This window comes from Deinococcus gobiensis I-0 (genome assembly GCF_000252445.1).
Classification (GTDB): Bacteria; Deinococcota; Deinococci; order Deinococcales; family Deinococcaceae; genus Deinococcus; species Deinococcus gobiensis.
On the sequence record NC_017790.1, the window covers coordinates 1,262,420 to 1,278,742 of the forward strand.

Sequence of the window (16,323 nt, forward strand, 5' to 3'; positions counted from 1 at the left end):
TTGCCCGGTGAACTGTGAGGAACCCGACCCGGAGGGTCATGACACCATGATTGAACCAGTCCGAAGACCGTCCACCCCCGCCCGCCTGTCGAGTAGCAGCGACCGGACGTTCGAGTGGGTCATCCTGCTGCTCGCCGCCGTGATCGTGCTGGTGTTCGTGCTGAGCGTGTACCAGCTGGGCCGCGAGTCCTGGCCCGCCCTGTCGCGTATCGGCGTGGAGTTCTTCACGCAGCGCACCTGGAATCCGGTCAGCGGGCAGTACGGCGCAGCCGCCATGATCGCGGGCACGCTGATCACCAGCCTCGTGGCGCTCGCCATCAGTGTGCCGCTCGCCATCGCCAGCGCCCTGTTCGTCGCCGAGTACGCGCCCAAGTGGCTGGCGAATCCGGTCGGCTACCTCATCGAGCTGCTGGCCGCCGTGCCCAGCGTGGTGTACGGCCTGTGGGCCCTGTTCGTGATCGCGCCCATCCTGGCGCGCTGGCAGACCACCTTCTTCAGCCCCGAGTACCCCGAGCGTCTGGCGCTGTACACCAAGTGCGCCGCGCTGTGGGCCGAGAACCAGACCACCCTGCAGTGCTTCTTCGTGCCCAACAGCGGCGCGGGGCGCGGGCTGGCGCTCGCCATCATCATCCTGACCGTCATGATCCTGCCCTACACCGCCAGCGTGGCGCGTGACGTGATCCGGCTGGTGCCCGCCGACCAGCGTGAAGCGATGTACGCCCTGGGCGCGACCAAATGGGAAGTCATCTCGCGCGCCATCCTGCCCTACGCCCGCGCGGGCATCATGGGCGGCGTGATCCTGGCGCTCGGGCGCGCCCTGGGCGAGACGCTCGCGGTGGCGATGGTCATCGGGGACAGCCAGGACGTGATCCGCAGCATCTGGGGCAACGCCAGCACCATGGCCTCGGTCATCGCCAACCAGTTCGGGGACGCGCAGGAACTGTTGCACCGCTCCAGCGTCGTGACCCTGGGCCTGACCCTGTTCTTCCTGAGTGTGGTCGTGAATTACGTCGCCCGGCTGATCATCGCCCGGCTGACGCCGAAGGGGATCCAGTGATGGGGGTCAGCACCATGACGGCCCAGAGCCGCAAGACCGGTCTCTCGCCGGCCCGCCGCGCCCGCAACATGCTGATGGGCGGCCTGATTCTCCTCGCCACCCTGATCGTGGTCGCGCCGCTCATCCTGATCTTCGCGTACCTGGTGCGCGAGGGCCTGGGGGCCATGAACCTCGACTTCTTCACCAAGACCCCGGCCCCCGAGGGCGAGTCGGGCGGCGGCCTCCTGAACGCCATCCTGGGCAGCCTGGAAATGCTGGCGATGGCCTCGGTCATCGGCGTGGGCGTGGGCGTGGCCGGCGGCATCTTCCTGGCCGAGTATCCCCGCCATCCCCTGATGCCCTCCATCCGCATGATCAGTGACGTGCTCGCGGGCATTCCGGCCATCGTGATGGGTCTGGTCGCCTACGGCCTGATCGTGCTGCGCTTCGGGTTCTCGGGGCTGGCGGGCGCGCTGGCGCTGGGCTTCCTGATGATCCCCATCGTGGTGCGCACCAGCGAGGAAGTCCTCAAGCTCGTGCCGCAGACCGTGCGCGAGGCCGGACTGGCGCTGGGCCTGCCCAAGTGGCTCGTGACCCTGAAGATCGTGCTGCCCGCCGCCGCCGGGGGGATCGTCACCGGCGTCATGCTGGCGCTGGCCCGCGTGGCTGGGGAAGCCGCGCCGCTGCTGTTCACGGCCTTCGGCAACAACCTCGTGAACGTGGACCCCACCAAACCCATGAGCGCGCTGCCGCTGGAGATCTACCGCGGGGCCACCAGCGCCTACGACGAGAACCAGCGCATGGCCAAGGCCGGCGCGCTGCTGCTCATCCTGATCATCTTCGCCACCAGCCTGCTCGCGCGGCGTTTCAGCCGCCGGAAATAACCGGAGACGCCATGACCCACCTGCTCAGTGCCCAGGACGTGAACATCTACTACGGCGACAAGCACGCCGTGAAGAACGTCAACCTCAACGTGACCCAGGGCAGCGTGAACGCCCTGATCGGCCCCTCGGGCTGTGGCAAGACCACCTTCCTGCGCGCCATCAACCGCATGCACGACCTGACGCCCGGCGCGCGCGTGACCGGCACCATCCTGCTCGACGGCGAGAACATCTACAGCCCCGGCGTGGACCCGGTGAACATGCGCCGCCGCGTGGGCATGGTGTTCCAGAAGCCCAACCCCTTTCCGACCATGAGCGTGTTCGACAACGTGGTTTCGGGCCTCAAGCTCGCGGGGATGCGCGACAACAAGCGCCTGATGGAGATCGCCGAGCGCTCGCTGCGCGGGGCCGCCCTGTGGGAGGAGGTCAAGGACCGCCTCAAGACCCCGGCCACCGGCCTCTCGGGCGGGCAGCAGCAGCGCCTGTGCATCGCCCGCGCGCTCGCGGTCGAACCCGAGATCCTGCTCATGGACGAGCCGACCTCGGCGCTCGACCCGGCCAGCACCGCCAAGATCGAGGACCTGATGAGCGACCTCAAGAAGGTCACGACCATCGTCATCGTGACCCACAACATGCACCAGGCCGCGCGTGTGAGCGACACGACCTCGTTTTTCCTCAACGGTGATCTCGTCGAGCACGGGCAGACCGCCCAGATTTTCCAGACGCCGCGCGACGAGCGCACCGAGGCCTACGTGACGGGCCGCTTCGGCTGAAGCTCCTCTGCGACGAGGCCGCCCCCGGTGCCTTCCGGCCGGGGGCGGCCTCCTTGTCGGGTCACTTGCCCGCGAAGGGCTGGAAGATCTCGTGCTGGCCGTACCACGCGGCGTGGGCGTCGTGGTCGACCGGAAAGAGCCGCGTGAGCGCCTGGGCATCGGCCTCGGTGATGTCGCGCACCTGGAACTCGGCGAGGTAGGTGTCCACGTCGGGGTAGCGGCGGTCCTCGCCGGCCACATGCACATGCAGGTGGGCGTGCCCGGCGTCGCCGCTGTCGTCGAAGCGGCGCTCAAGGTGGTCCTGCCAGCGCCGGAACTCGGCCGCGCCCATCACCACGAAGCCCTGTCCCTTGTAGTCGATCAGTTTGTAAGCCATGGCTCATCCTAAAGTGAGGCCATCCTGACCTGCCCGTCACATGAAGGTGAGATATTGGGCGACATGACGGACCTGGCGGCAGCAGGAGTGCAGGGGGACCGCTCCTTTGTCACGGGGCGTTTCCTGCGGATGCTCAGCATTACGCTCGAACAGCTCGACGCGGTGCGCGACGCCAATACCCGCGCCGAGTTCGCGGGCCTGGGCGCACGGGCCAAGGTGCTGGAGCGAGAGACCGACGCGCTGGAACGCGAGATCGAGGAAGCGTGTCTGGCGGCCTTCTCGGGCTGCGTCAAGGGCGATCTGGGCTTCTATCTCATGGTCTTTCGCAGCCTGACCAACCTGGAACGGGTGGGCGACTACGCCTTCTCGGTGGCGCGCGACCTGGAGACCTTCGCGCCGCGCGCCCGCAGCGCCACCCTGCAGGACGTGCTGCCCCTGGTGAGGCTGCTGTCGGTCATGGTCGAGCGCCTCGCCTACGCCTTCGCCGAGCGCGACGTGGCGGCGGCCCGCGAGGTCATGGTGCTGGATTTCGAGCAGGTGGACGCCCTGTACGAGCAGATGCAGCGCGCCAGCCTGACCCGGCTGGTCGAGCGCCCCGAGGACGTGGAGGTCGCCCTGACCGCCAGCCGCATGGCCCGCAACCTCGAGCGCCTGGGCGACCATCTCGTGAACGTGGCCGAGCGCCTCGAAGCCCTGGTGCTGGGCACCGCGCCGCCCGCGCCTACGCCCTGAGCGGCCGGTCCGCGTGAAAGGCCGCTGGCCCTGGGTGCTCGTCGCCGTCCTGTTTGCCGCCGTCGCCCTGCTGAGCCTGGGCGCGGTGCTGTGGGGCTTCTGGCTGGGGCGCTGAGGCCCGCGTCCGTCCCGGACTGCCGATCCCCCTGTGCCGGGCCTGTCCTACACTCGCCGGCATGACCACAATCCCGGACATGCCCCGCTGGCGCACCGACGACCTGTACCCAGGTCTGGACGCGCCGCAGCTCGCCGCCGACCTCGCCGGGCTGCGCGCGGACGTGGCGGCGCTGGAAGCGGCCTTTGACCGCCTGAACGTGCGTCAGGGCGGCGAGGTGACGCCGGACGCGCTGGAGACCGTGCTGGACGGCATGAACAGTATCGCCTTGCAGTTGGGGGCCGTCCGCAGTTACCTGAACGCCTTTACCTCGACCGACAGCCGTGACGCCCTGGCCCAGCAGAAGATGGGCGAGCTGACCACCCTGGCCCTGCCGCTGGGGCCGCTGCGCTCGCGCCTGACCGCGTGGCTGGGTGGCCTGGACGACGCGGGTCTGCACCGGCTGTTCCTGGCCTCGGCGGTCGCCCGCGACCACGAGTACTTCCTGCGGCGCAGCGTCCAGCTCGCCCGCCACCAGATGACCCCGCCCGAGGAGGACCTCGCCGCGCGGCTGCGGCCCAGCGGCGCGGGCGGCTGGAGCAAGCTGCACGGCAACTACACCAGCCAGCTCACGGGCGAGTACCGGGGCGAGCGGCTGCCCGTGACCGCCCTGCGCGCCCTGGCGACCGACCCCGACGAGGCGGTGCGCCGGGAGGCGTTCGGGGCCGAGCTGGACGTGTGGCAGGGTGCCGAACTCGTCTGCGCCGCCGCCCTGAACGGCGTGAAGGGTGAGGAGGGCACCCTGGCCCGCCGCCGGGGCTACGCCGACGCGGTGGCCCCCAGTCTGGTCACGCACGGCATCGACCGCGAGACGCTGGAGGCCATGCAGGGCGCGGTCGTGCGCTCGCTGCCCGATTTCCGGCGCTACTTCGCGGCCAAGGCGCGGGCGCTGGGCAAGCCGGCCCTGGACTGGTGGGACCTGTTCGCGCCGCTGGGCGAGTCGCAGACCGAGTGGACCTACGCGGCCGGGGCCGACTTCGTGGAAGGGCAGTTCCGGGGCTACAGCGACCGTCTGGGCGATTTCGCCGCGCGGGCCTTCCGCGAGGACTGGGTGGACGCCGGGCCGCGTGACGGCAAGCGGGGCGGAGCCTTCTGTATGGGCTGGGCAGGCGACGCCAGCCGCATCCTGATGAACCACAGCCCCAGCCTGGACAGCGTCTCGACCCTGGCGCACGAACTCGGGCACGGCTACCACAATCTCGTCAAGGCGCCGCGCACGCCCCTGCAACGCGAGACACCCATGACGCTGGCCGAGACCGCCTCCATCTTCTGCGAGACGATCATCCAGAACGCGGCGCTGGAGACGGCGACCGGGGCCGAGCGCCTGTATGTCCTGGAGACGCAGCTCCTGGGGCACGCGCAGGTCGTCGTGGACATCCACAGCCGCTTTCTGTTCGAGCGCGCGGTCTTCGAGAAGCGGGAGGAACGCGACCTGACCCCGCAGGAACTGTGCGACCTGATGACCGGCGCGCAGCGCGAGACCTACGGCGACGCCCTGGCGACCCTGCACCCCTACATGTGGGCAGTCAAGCCGCACTACTACAGTCTGGGCTTCTACAACTACCCCTACACCTTCGGGCTGCTCTTCGGCCTGGGGCTCTACGCCCAGTACGAGGGGGCCCGGCGGGCCGGCGACGTGGCCGACTTCCAGCGCCGCTACGACGAGCTGCTCTCGGCGACCGGTCTGGCCGATCCCCTCACGCTCGCCGCGCGCTTCGGTATCGACCTGCACGCCCCCGACTTCTGGGAGGGCAGCCTGGACGTGATCCGCAATCAGATCGCGGCGTACGTGGAGGTGGTGGACGGGCTGTAAACCGGGAGGGAAGTGGGGCCGCCCCCACTCCCCGCACCCGCCTCAGCGCACGCGGATGTCCTGGTCCAGCCAGGTCAGCACGCGCTCGCGGCCGAAGGGCCACACGCCGAGCGCCGCGCCCAGCGACGCCGCCTGCCCGGCCTCCTGCACGAATTCCGGGAAGGGGCCGCTGTTCTTGGGCGCGGCGTTCCACACGGGCGCGTCGTAGGAGAGGCCGGCGAACTCGGCGGCGCGCTGGAGGCCGGTGTGCAGGTCGCCCAGTTCGTCCACCAGGCCCAGGCCCAGGGCGTCGTGCCCGGTCCAGATGCGCCCGCGCCCGATCTCGTTCACGCGGGCCTGAGTAAGCTTGCGCCCCTCGGCCACGCGGCTGGTGAAGCGGTCGTAGACCTCCTCAATGCCACGCTCGATCTGGGCCCGCTCGTCGGCGCTGAAGGGCCGCGCGCCGCTGTACTTCAGGGCGCGGGGACGGCCGACCCCCTCGGGCTTGAAGCCCTGGCGGGCGTTGAATTCCTGCAACACCGGCTTACCCGTCACCACGCCGATGCTGCCGGTCAGGGTGTAGGGCGAGGCGACGATGTGCCGCGCGTGGGTGGCGAGGTAGTAGCCGCCGCTCGCGGCGTACTCGCCCATCACCACGACCACCGGCTTCTCGCTCGTGGCGATCTCGCGCCACATCAGGTCGCTGGCGAGGGCCGAGCCGCCGCCGCTGTCCACGTACACGACGATGGCCTTGGTCGCCTTGTCCTCCTTGGCGCGCCGCAGCGAGGCCACCACCGTGTCCGACCCCGCCATCGGGCCGCCCACCAGCGGCAGGGGCAGCGGGTTGCGTTTGCTCTTGCCGGTCACGATGGTCCCGATCACCGGCACCACGGCGATCCGGCCGGCCTTGGCGTTCGCGGATTTGTGCGGCATCAGGAGGTCGAGGACCGCCGCGATGGGCCGTGTGCCGGGGCCGATCAGCTCGTCCTCGTAGGCCACCTTGGTGATCAGGCCCGCTTCCAGCGCCGCCTGGGCCGAGGTCAGGTCGTCGTCGAGCCACGCGCGGGCCACGTCCTCGCTCACGCCACGCGCGCGGGCGAGGTCGGCGGCCCAGGCACTCTCCAGACCGTCCACGTAGGCCTGAAGCTGCTCGCGGTTGGCGTCGTCCATGTGGTCCTGCGAGAAGCGGGTCAGCGCCGCCTTGTACTCCTTGATACGCAGGTTCTCGAACTCGATGCCGTGCTTTTTCAGGAACGCGCCCAGGAAGGTCTGCTCGATCCCGAAGCCCGAGAGCATCACGTCGGCCGACTCGGGGGCGACGATCTCCTTCGCGCCGCTCGCCGCGATCAGGGTGGTCATGGTGAGCTGCGGCGCGTAGGCCACGACCCGCTTGTCGGCCGAGAGCCGCTCCAGGATGCCCCGGACGGCGTGGGCGGTCGCCGGGCTGGCCGAGAACTCGCTGAAGCGCACCAGAACGCCGTGCAGCCAGTCGGCGCGGCGCAGCTTCTCGGCGCGGGCGGCCAGGGCCTCGACCGTCTCGGTGCGGTTGAGCAGCGCCTGGAGGGGCTGCGTGGGCTGGCGCTCGGGGTAGGCCCCGGTGAGGTCCAGCACGACCCAGGTGGGCCGGGTCACGCCGCCGGGCAGCGCGTCGTCCTTGAGGAAGGGAATGTTGAGTGCCATACCCTGCACACTACGCGCCCCGGCGTGAGAGGGTTGCGGACCCCGCGCGGGCCGGGCTTCAGGACCGCCGCCCGGCGGTTCCCAGCCGCGCCCCCATCGCTCCGGCGCGGGCCGTGAGCAGCGCGGCGGCCTCGGGCGGCAGGTGCGCGCGCGCCGCCTGCCCGAACAGCGCGAGCCAGCGCGCCAGATGCTCGCCACGAATGCCCAGCCCGGCGTGGACCGTATTCAGGTTGCCTCGCCAGGGGGGGCCGTCCGGTCCGGCCCCGCCCAGCACCGTGGACCAGAAGGCGGCGACATGTTCCAGATGTGCGGGCCAGTCGCGCACGTGCGCCGCGAACACCGGTCCCAGCAGGGGGTCGAGCGCCGCGCGGGCGTAGAAGTCGGTCAGGACGATGTGCAGGGCCGCCTCGCCTCCCACAGCCTCCAGCGGCGTCGCCGGGCGCCGCGAGCGCTGGGTGTCCAGCCGTGCCAGGAACGCGCGCAGCAGTGTGGGGGGCGGTTGCGGGCCCGCCCAGGCCGTCACGCGGTCCAGCTCCCAGTGCAGGGCGCGGAGGCTGCCGGCCACCTCGGCCCACGCATGGACCGTGGCTCCGGCCGGCGGCCCGGCCCAGTCGGGCTGGCCCGCGTGGACCCGTGCCCCCAGCGCCCGCGCCTGCCAAGGCGGCCCCGCTGCCCCAGGCCAGCACCGGCACGCCGCGCCGCAGCGCCCCGCTCAGGAGCTGGAGCAGCGCCCAGCGGTCCGGCCGTTCCCGCAGGTCGGCCGCCGGGCCGCCGTCGTGCGCCGCGAACAGCCCCCCGGCCCCGGCCAGCGTGTCCGCAGAAAGGGGCGCCGCCTCCGGCCAGCCCATCTGGGGGCTATCCGGAAGCGGCGCGGTGGTCAGCAGGAGGGGGGAGGCCATGGGGCCGGGAGATCCGGGCCGCTTATTCCAGCGACTTGAAGTAGGCGTGCAGGTTGGCGATGTCCTGGTCGCTGACCTGCGTGGACGTGAAGCGCGGCATGACCTGTCCGAGCGTCTTGTTGGGGGCGCGGCCCTCCCGTAGCGTGGTCGTGAACTGCTCGACCGTCCAGTTGCCGGGGTTCAGCTCGCCCTTGAGGGCCGGGCCGATGCCGCCCGATGCGCCCTGGCCGTGGCAGCCCGCGCAGTTGCCCGCGAAGACCTTCTCGCCAGCCGCGGCGTCGCCGGTCGCCGTCGCCGCGTTGGTGTCGGCCTGGGCCGCCGCCTTGTCGGCGTTGGGCTGGCCGGTGGCCCCGGCGGCGTTGTCGGTGGTGGCCTGGGCGGTGCCGGCATTGTTGGTGCCGTCGGTGGCCGCGCTGCCCTGGGCGGTGCTGCCGCCGTTCTGCGCGCCGCCGCTGGCCGCCACGGCCCCGTTCGAGCCGCCCTGGGTGCCGCCCTGGTTCTCCTGCTTGACGTTGCCCTGGGCGCTGGGGGCACCGGCCTCGCCGGTCGCGGCGCTCTGGGCGCTGGGGGCTTCCTCGCTGGGCACGCCGGCCGCGCCGGAGTTGGCCGGGCCCTCGGCCGCCGCTTCCTCGTGGTGGGTGGCGTTGCGGAAGCCCAGGAACGAGCCTCCCAAAGTCAGGGCCACCAGCAGGGTCATGGTGACGGCGAACGTGTTCTTCATAGGTCCGAGCCTACCATACGGTCAGGGGGCGTTTGCCCGCCCTGCACGCGCCCCTTGCCGGACAGAACAAACCTTTAGAGAGGGCGGGGCCGGCCCCCGGAAGGTTTACCTTGGCATATGACCTTGGGCCAGCAAGAACAGCGATTGCAAGACGTTCTGGCTGTTCTCGACGCTGCCCGCGTTCCGCCGGCCCAGGGCCGCGCGGTTTCCGGTGCGCTGCGGGGCTTGGCCGACCAGCAGGCCGACCTCGACCGGCTCCTGACCGAGATGTGCCGCGACCTGACGGACGTGATCGGTCTGCTCGGCACCCTGGAAGCGGAGGACGAGGAGCAGGCGCGGGCGCGCGGCCAGATGCTGGGCCACCTGCGCGGCGACCTCTCGCAGATGCGCACGGCCCACCGCGCCGTGCAGCAGCTCGCCGGAACGACCTACCTGAGCTTCTACGCCCTGCTCTGAGGGCGGCCAGAGCGACGCTCCGGGCACCTCCTGCCGGGTTAGGGAACCTGGCCGGGCCGCCCGGCAAAGACAAGGAGAAGGAGAAGCATGGAACTGAGTGGAAAGACGGCCCTCGTGACGGGCGCAGGCAAAGGAATCGGCCTGGCCGTCGCGGAGGCGCTGGCGCGCGAGGGCGTGCATGTGGCGCTGCTCGCGCGGGACCGCGCTGCCCTGGAGACGGCGGCGGGTGACCTCGCCGGGCGCTACGGCGTAAAGACCCTGGCCCTGAGCGCCGACGTGGCCGACCGCGCCGCCGTGGACACGGCCGTCGCGCAGGCGGCGCAGCACCTGGGCGGCCTGGATATCGTGGTGAACAACGCGGGAACGGCGCAGTTCGGCAGCGTGCTCGACATGGACCCGGAAGACTGGGAGCGCATGATCCAGGTCAACCTGCTGGGCACCTACTACGTCACGCGCGCCGCGCTGCCGCACATGGTCCGGCAGGGGGGCGGCAACATCGTCAACGTCGCCTCGACCGCCGGCGAGAAGGGCGCGGCGACCGCCTCGGCCTACGCGGCGTCCAAGGCGGGCGTGATCGCCTTGACCGAAGCGCTGATGCCCGAGGTCCGTCGGCACGACATCCGGGTGATCCTGCTCAACCCCAGCACCGTGAACACCGATCTGGCCGCCAATCTGGGTCTCAGGATCGGGGCCGAGGACCACATGCTCCAGCCGAGCGACGTGGCCGACGTGCTGGTCTCCGCCCTGAAACTGCCCGCCCGCGCCCTGGTGCGCAACCTCTCGCTGCTGACCACCAACCCGCAGTAAGCCCCCTTCTTTTCACTGCTTTTCAGGAGAATCCCATGACCCGAACCATGAAAGTCGCCGCCGTCGCCCAGCCCGGAGCCCCTCTGGAAATCGTCGAGCGCGAGGTGCCCCGCGCCGGAGCCGGGCAGGTCGTCGTGAAGGTGCAGGCCTGCGGGATCTGCCACAGCGACAGCCTGACGGTGGACGGCACCTGGCCCGGTATCGAGTATCCGCGCGTGCCCGGCCACGAGATCGCGGGCGTGATCGAGGAGATCGGCGAAGGCGTGGTCGGCTGGGAAGCCGGTCAACGCGTGGGGGTCGGCTGGTACGGCGGCCACTGTGGCCACTGTGACCGCTGCCGCCGGGGCGACCTCGTGCTGTGCGAGAACGGCATGGTGCCGGGCGTGTCCTACGACGGCGGCTACGCCGAGTACGTGCAGGTCCCCGCGCAGACCCTCGCCCGCATTCCCGAGAGCCTCGCCGATGTGGACGCCGCGCCGCTGCTGTGCGCCGGGATCACGACCTTCAACGCGCTGCGCAACAGCGGCGTGCGCCCCGGCGAGGTCGTGGCCGTGCTGGGTCTGGGCGGTCTGGGCCACCTCGCCGTGCAGTACGCCGCCAAACTGGGCTTCGAGACGGTCGCCATCGCGCGCGGCCAGGAAAAGGGCGACTATGCCCGCGAACTGGGCGCGCACCACTACATCGACAGCACCGCCGAGAACGTGGCCGAGCGCCTCACGGCCCTGGGCGGGGCCAAGATCGTGCTGGCGACTGTGACCAGCGGCAAGGCCATGAGCGACGCTTTCGGCGGGCTGGCGGTGGACGGCAAGATGATGGTGCTGGGCATCGCCGACAGCCCCATCGAGATCAACAGCGCGCAGGCCATCATGGGCCGGCGCTCGGTGCAGGGCTGGCCCTCGGGGGTCGCGGCCGACTCGGAAGACACCCTGGCCTTCAGTGCCCGCAGCGGCGTGCGGCCCCAGATCGAGGTCTATCCGCTGGAGAAGGCGGCCGAGGCCTACGCCCGGATGCTCAGCGGCCAGGCCCGCTTCCGGGTGGTCCTGCAACCCTGAGCCGGGGGCCATACGAGACTTTAATTCCCCACAATCTGCCGGGATTTCTCCGGTAGACTGTGGGCATGTGGGTGTCGACCAAAGCGCAGTACGGCCTCCGTGCCCTGATCGAGATCGCCCGGCGCGACGACGCGGCCGTGCCGCTCAAGGACGTGGCCGAACGCCAGGGCATCAGCCAGCACTACCTCGAACAGATCGCCAGCAACCTGCGCCGCGCGGGCTTCATCCGCAGCGTGCGCGGGGCGCACGGCGGGTACCGGCTGGCGCGCCCGGCCGCCGACATCAACGCCTACGACGTGGTCACGGCGATGGAGGGCAGTATCGCCCCGGTGTCCTGCGTGGAAAACGACCATGTGTGCGACAACCAGAACGTGTGCGGCACCCAGGACCTGTGGCAGCGCGTGGATACGGCCCTGCGCGACGTGCTGGGCGGCACCACCCTGGCCGACCTGATCGCCGAGAGCGACCGCGCCCAGCACGCCCGGCTGGTGCAGATCGACACGTCGTACGCGGGGTCTCTGGGCCGCTGAGCCCCGCTCGCCTGTCCAGCCGCCGCCCCTGCGCGGCGGCCTTCCTTTGCCCGCAGGCCTTATCCTGGGAGGGATGTACCGCCATCTGCTCAGGCCCGCGCTGTTCCGGCTGGACGCCGAGGATGCCCACCATCTCACCCTGCGCGGCCTGGAACTGGCCTCGGCCGTGCCGCTCTGGCCCGCCCTGGCCCGGCCCCTGAGCGCCCCGCCCGCGCCCCGGCTGCGCCAGGAGGTCTGGGGCCGGGCCTACGCCTCGCCACTGGGTCTGGCAGCGGGGCTCGACAAGAACGGGGTGGCGGTGCCCGCCTTCGCCGCGCTGGGCTTCGGTTTCCTGGAGGTCGGCACGGTGACGCCTCTCGCGCAGCCCGGCAACGACCGGCCCCGCCTGTTCCGGCTGCCGCAGGACGGGGCGCTCATCAACCGTATGGGCTTCAACAACGGGGGCGCTCCGGCCCTGGCAGGGCGGCTCGCGGCGCTGGGCCGGCGTCCGGTGCCGGTCTGGGTGAACATCGGCAAGAACAAGGCGACCCCCAACGAGGCCGCCGCCGAGGACTACCTGAAGTGCGTGCGGGCCGTGCAGGAGGTGGCCGACGCCTTCGTGGTCAACGTGAGCAGCCCCAACACGCCGGGCCTGCGGGCGCTTCAGGCGGCCGACGACCTCGGGGCGCTGGTGCGCGCCGTGGTGGCTGAGGTCGAGGCCGGGCGCGTGAGTCGCCTGAGCCGCCCCCCCGTGCTGGTCAAGCTGGCCCCCGACCTGCATCCCGCCGATTTCGAGGCGAGCGTGGGCGCGGTGCTGGACGCCGGCGCGCACGGCCTGATCGTGAGCAACACGACCCTCGCGCGTGACGGCCTGACCCACCCACACCGCGAACAGACGGGTGGCCTGAGCGGGCGGCCCCTCACGGAGCGCAGCACCGAACTCGTGCGCGAGGCCTACCGCCTCAGCCGGGGCCGGGTGCCAGTGGTCGGGGTGGGCGGGATCTTCACCGCCGAGGACGCCTACGCCAAGCTGCGCGCCGGGGCCAGCCTCGTCGAGGTCTACAGCGCCCTGATCTACGAGGGCCCAGGTCTGGTCGGCCGGATCAACCGGGGGCTCAGCGCCCTGCTGGAACGCGACGGCGCGCGCAGCGTGGCCGAGATCGTGGGGGTGGAGGCTTGATCCGGCCACACAGAGCCGGGGCGTTCTTCTGCTGGCCGGAAATCCGGATGCCCGCGTCCGTGAGGAGAAGGGCATGAACACCTACCTGAACGTCCTGCGCCAGTACGCCAGATTCGGGGGCCGCGCCCGCCGCCGGGAGTACTGGACGTTCGTGCTCGTCAATACGTTGGTGGGTTTCGGGCTGACCCGTCTGGCCGGGTACCTGAGTCCGGACCTTGGGGTCCGGGGCCCGTCGCTGAATGTTGGCACCGTGCTGTACTGGGTCTTTACGGTGGCGACGGCCCTGCCCACCCTGGCCGTGACGGTTCGGCGGCTACACGACACGGGCCGCAGCGGCTGGTGGCTGCTGGGCTACGTCGCGTTCTTGTTGGCCTGCTTCCTGAGTACGGGAACGTCGGTCGGAGTCTTTTCGGGTCTGCTGTTTCTGTTGGGCCTGATCGTGATGGCCGTGAGTCTGGCGCAGAACAGTGTGCCGGGCCGTAACCGCTGGGGCGACAGCCCCAAAGGCGAGGGCGTGAGCGGGCTGTCCTCGCCCCGGTAAGCGCTGTCCGGAGCGGAGCGGGGCGATACGGGCGGCGCAGGAAGGACTGGAGAGCATTTTTTCGTGGGAACTGTGCGCAGAGGCGTCCTAAAGTGGGTTCAGGAGGCTCAACCATGTCCAGAATGCTGTGGTCCGCTGCCCTGTTGCCCGTCCTCGCCCTGGGAACGCCCGCCCAGGCGCAGCAGAGCTGTAACGCTCCGCAGGGCACCTTCGACCGGGTGTATTGCGACGCCAAGGTGCTGGTGCGCGCCGACGACGAACTCAACGTGTCCTACCAGAAGCTGCTGGGCCGCCTGAACGCAGCCGGGCAACAACTTCTGCGCCAGGGCCAGCGCGCGTGGCTCGCGCAGCGCAACCGCGACTGCGTGGAGGTGGACCCGCAACGCGGCAGCGTGGTCTTTTCCGACTGCGCGGTCGAGGCGACCACCTCGCGCCTCAATTTCCTGAACGACCGCCTGCGCGAGTGCGCCAGCAGCGGCTGCCAGAACAGCAGACTGCGCTGAAACCGCCCAACCTTGCCCGCTCCGGGCCGAACCGCTATCCTGGGGACATGAAGAACGCGCGCCACCACCCCGGCCTGGTGCTGCGCCGCGCGCCTTTTCAAAACCTATCTGTGCCCGGCCTGACCCGAACTCCCAGCGCCTGAGAACCTACGCACGGTTTTCAGGCGTTTTGCCGACTTCGCGGCCAGGCCGGGCCTGTCTCATGCTTTCAAGGAGTGTTCCACCATGCACGTGACCCTTCCCGACGGAAAACGACTCGATCTGCCCCAGGGCGCGACCGCCCTCGACGCGGCCAGCGCCATCGGCCCCCGCCTGGCCCAGGACGCCCTGGCCGCCACCGCCAACGGCGACCTCGTGGACCTGATGACGCCGCTGCCCGACGGCGCGGCCATCACGCTGATCACCAAGAAGAATCCGGCCGACGCCGCGCCGCTGTTCCGGCACTCGCTGGGACACGCGCTCTCGCAGGCGGTCGGCGAGTTCTATGTGGCCAAGGGCTACCCCGCCGAGGCGGTCAAGCGCGGAGTCGGTCCGGCCATCGAAAACGGCTTCTACCAGGACTTCGACCTGCCCGAGCCCATCAAGGAAGAAGACCTGCCCGAGATCGAGCGGATCATGCGCGACATCGTCTCGCGCGGCCTGAACATCGAGCGCCGGGACGTGGGCAAGGCCGCCGCACTCGAACAGTTCGGGTACGACCCCTACAAGGTCGAGCTGATCTCGGCGCTGCCCGACGACGAGCCGATCACGTTCTACGCGCAGGGCGACTATGTGGACCTGTGCCGGGGACCGCACTTTCCGAACACCGGCAAGCTGCCCCTGAGCTTCAAGCTGATGAGCACCTCGGGCGCGTACTGGCGCGGCAACGAGAACAACCCGATCCTCCAGCGTGTCTACGGCGTGGCCTTCGCCACCCAGAAGGAACTCGACGCCTACCTGGAGCGCCTCGAAGAGGCCAAGCGCCGCGACCACCGCAAGCTGGGGCGCGAGCTGGAGCTGTTCACCATCGATCCTCTGGTCGGCAAGGGGCTGCCGCTGTGGCTGCCCAACGGCACGGTGCTGCGCGAGGAACTGACCCGCTTCATGAAGGAGCAGCAGTTCGCGCGCGACTACCAGGGCGTCATCACGCCGAACATCGGCAATCTGGACCTCTACAAGACCTCGGGCCACTACCAGAACTACAGCGACAGCAACTTCTCGCCCATCACGGTGGATGACGAGGAGTACATGCTCAAGCCCATGAACTGCCCGCACCACATGCGCATCTATGCCAGCAAGCCGCGTTCCTACCGCGACCTGCCGGTGCGCCTGGCCGAGTTCGGCACGGTGTACCGCTACGAGCAGTCCGGCGAGCTCAACGGGCTGACCCGCGTACGCGGCTTCACGCAGGACGACGCCCACATCTTCTGCCGCCCCGACCAGCTCAAGGCCGAGTTCCTGAGCGTGCTCGACCTGACGGTGCTCGTGCTGCGGACCTTCGGCATGAACGACGTGCGCTTCCGCGTCGGGACCCGCGACCCCGGCAACTCGAAGTACGTCGGTGAGGACAGCTACTGGGAGATGGCCGAGGGCCAGATCATCGAGGCGGTCGAGGAAGTGGGCCTGCCGTACTCGGTCGAGCCGGGCGACGCGGCCTTCTACGGCCCCAAGCTGGACTTCGTGGTCAAGGACGTGCTGGGGCGCGAATGGCAGCTCGGGACCATCCAGGTGGACCCCAACCTGCCCGAGCGTTTCGACCTGACCTACACGGGCGAGGACGGCGCGCCCCACCGTCCCATCGTGATCCACCGCGCGCCCTTCGGGAGCATCGAGCGCTTTACCGGCATCCTGATCGAGCACTACGGCGGCGATTTCCCGCTGTGGCTCGCGCCCCGGCAGATCATGATCATCCCGATCTCGGACAAGTTCAACGCCTACGCCCAGGAACTGCGCGCCGAACTGCACGCCGCCGGACTGCGCGCCGAAGTGGACGAAACCTCCAACCGGATGCAGGCCAAGGTACGCACCGCCGAGCTGAGCAAGATTCCCGTCATGCTCATCGTGGGGGGGCAGGAGCAGGAAAACCGCACGGTCAGCGTGCGCGAGCGCAGCCCGGAAGGCCTCAAGGAGCGCAAGGGCGTGCCCTTCGCCGATCTCCAGACCGAACTGCTGGAGCGGTACCGCACACGGGCCTGAACCGTTTCCCGAAGCAGAAGGCCGCCCCGGCGATGGAGGCGGCCTTTTCGCTGAAA

The 16,323-nt window shown here is 70.2% G+C and carries 17 protein-coding genes; 13 read left to right on the forward strand and 4 right to left on the reverse strand.

Features of this window, described 5'->3' with window-relative positions:
* Positions 1 to 46 precede the first annotated feature (46 nt).
* Genes pstC through pstB form a run of 3 tightly spaced genes read left to right on the forward strand, consistent with a single transcriptional unit; the run spans position 47 to position 2,690 of the window.
* A complete protein-coding gene (gene pstC / locus DGO_RS05870) occupies positions 47 to 1,057 on the forward strand; it encodes a phosphate ABC transporter permease subunit PstC (RefSeq protein ID WP_043801267.1) in 1,011 nt (336 codons plus the stop codon).
* A 14-nt stretch (positions 1,058 to 1,071) separates the two neighbouring features.
* Positions 1,072 to 1,920, forward strand: coding sequence for a phosphate ABC transporter permease PstA (pstA, locus tag DGO_RS05875; RefSeq protein ID WP_085961118.1), 849 nt, complete (start codon positions 1,072 to 1,074; stop codon positions 1,918 to 1,920).
* An 11-nt stretch (positions 1,921 to 1,931) separates the two neighbouring features.
* Positions 1,932 to 2,690 (forward strand): phosphate ABC transporter ATP-binding protein PstB, encoded by a 759-nt coding sequence (gene pstB / locus DGO_RS05880; RefSeq protein ID WP_014684565.1) that lies wholly within the window; start codon positions 1,932 to 1,934, stop codon positions 2,688 to 2,690.
* A 61-nt stretch (positions 2,691 to 2,751) separates the two neighbouring features.
* On the opposite strand, the gene DGO_RS05885 is transcribed toward pstB, so the two are convergent.
* The gene (locus DGO_RS05885) at positions 2,752 to 3,066 is read right to left on the reverse strand and encodes a hypothetical protein (protein WP_014684566.1); all 315 of its coding nucleotides are present in this window, start codon (positions 3,064 to 3,066) and stop codon (positions 2,752 to 2,754) included.
* A gap of 63 nt (positions 3,067 to 3,129) precedes the next feature.
* Between DGO_RS05885 and DGO_RS05890 the strand changes: the two genes are divergently transcribed.
* Together DGO_RS05890 and DGO_RS05895 are read left to right on the forward strand one after the other, a co-directional pair.
* Positions 3,130 to 3,798: a phosphate signaling complex PhoU family protein gene (locus DGO_RS05890; RefSeq protein WP_043801273.1), complete on the forward strand. Its 669-nt coding sequence runs from the start codon at positions 3,130 to 3,132 to the stop codon at positions 3,796 to 3,798.
* Between the two features lie 176 nt (positions 3,799 to 3,974).
* A complete protein-coding gene (locus tag DGO_RS05895) occupies positions 3,975 to 5,765 on the forward strand; it encodes a M3 family oligoendopeptidase (protein WP_043801276.1) in 1,791 nt (596 codons plus the stop codon).
* Positions 5,766 to 5,807: 42 nt separating this feature from the next.
* On the opposite strand, the gene DGO_RS05900 is transcribed toward DGO_RS05895, so the two are convergent.
* The 3 genes from DGO_RS05900 to DGO_RS05910 form a co-directional block, all read right to left on the reverse strand.
* Positions 5,808 to 7,424, reverse strand: a complete 1,617-nt coding sequence (locus DGO_RS05900; protein WP_014684569.1) for a S49 family peptidase — start codon at positions 7,422 to 7,424, stop codon at positions 5,808 to 5,810.
* Positions 7,425 to 7,482: 58 nt separating this feature from the next.
* Positions 7,483 to 7,989, reverse strand: coding sequence for a group III truncated hemoglobin (locus tag DGO_RS24210; RefSeq protein ID WP_226991472.1), 507 nt, complete (start codon positions 7,987 to 7,989; stop codon positions 7,483 to 7,485).
* A 356-nt stretch (positions 7,990 to 8,345) separates the two neighbouring features.
* The gene (locus tag DGO_RS05910) at positions 8,346 to 9,044 is read right to left on the reverse strand and encodes a c-type cytochrome (RefSeq protein WP_014684570.1); all 699 of its coding nucleotides are present in this window, start codon (positions 9,042 to 9,044) and stop codon (positions 8,346 to 8,348) included.
* A 117-nt stretch (positions 9,045 to 9,161) separates the two neighbouring features.
* Here DGO_RS05910 and DGO_RS05915 point away from each other — a divergent pair, with 117 nt between their 5' ends.
* The 8 genes from DGO_RS05915 to thrS all read left to right on the forward strand — a co-directional run bounded on the left by DGO_RS05915 (position 9,162) and on the right by thrS (position 16,267).
* On the forward strand, positions 9,162 to 9,500 hold the full coding sequence (locus DGO_RS05915; protein ID WP_145975260.1) for a hypothetical protein: 339 nt from the start codon (positions 9,162 to 9,164) through the stop codon (positions 9,498 to 9,500).
* Positions 9,501 to 9,587: 87 nt separating this feature from the next.
* Entirely contained in the window at positions 9,588 to 10,307 is a 720-nt protein-coding gene (locus DGO_RS05920; RefSeq protein WP_043801279.1) for a 3-ketoacyl-ACP reductase, read from the forward strand.
* A gap of 35 nt (positions 10,308 to 10,342) precedes the next feature.
* Positions 10,343 to 11,359 carry an alcohol dehydrogenase gene (locus tag DGO_RS05925; protein ID WP_014684573.1) on the forward strand — a complete coding sequence of 339 codons (1,017 nt, stop codon included), beginning with the start codon at positions 10,343 to 10,345 and terminating at the stop codon, positions 11,357 to 11,359.
* Between the two features lie 65 nt (positions 11,360 to 11,424).
* Positions 11,425 to 11,889: an RrF2 family transcriptional regulator gene (locus DGO_RS05930; RefSeq protein ID WP_014684574.1), complete on the forward strand. Its 465-nt coding sequence runs from the start codon at positions 11,425 to 11,427 to the stop codon at positions 11,887 to 11,889.
* A gap of 73 nt (positions 11,890 to 11,962) precedes the next feature.
* The gene (locus tag DGO_RS05935) at positions 11,963 to 13,048 is read left to right on the forward strand and encodes a quinone-dependent dihydroorotate dehydrogenase (RefSeq protein WP_014684575.1); all 1,086 of its coding nucleotides are present in this window, start codon (positions 11,963 to 11,965) and stop codon (positions 13,046 to 13,048) included.
* 73 nt (positions 13,049 to 13,121) lie between these two features.
* Complete coding sequence (locus tag DGO_RS05940) at positions 13,122 to 13,589, forward strand: DUF805 domain-containing protein (protein ID WP_014684576.1); 468 nt, start codon at positions 13,122 to 13,124, stop codon at positions 13,587 to 13,589.
* Between the two features lie 113 nt (positions 13,590 to 13,702).
* Positions 13,703 to 14,092 carry a lysozyme inhibitor LprI family protein gene (locus DGO_RS05945; protein WP_014684577.1) on the forward strand — a complete coding sequence of 130 codons (390 nt, stop codon included), beginning with the start codon at positions 13,703 to 13,705 and terminating at the stop codon, positions 14,090 to 14,092.
* Between the two features lie 225 nt (positions 14,093 to 14,317).
* Positions 14,318 to 16,267 carry a threonine--tRNA ligase gene (gene thrS, locus DGO_RS05950; RefSeq protein WP_014684578.1) on the forward strand — a complete coding sequence of 650 codons (1,950 nt, stop codon included), beginning with the start codon at positions 14,318 to 14,320 and terminating at the stop codon, positions 16,265 to 16,267.
* Positions 16,268 to 16,323: the final 56 nt, after the last annotated feature.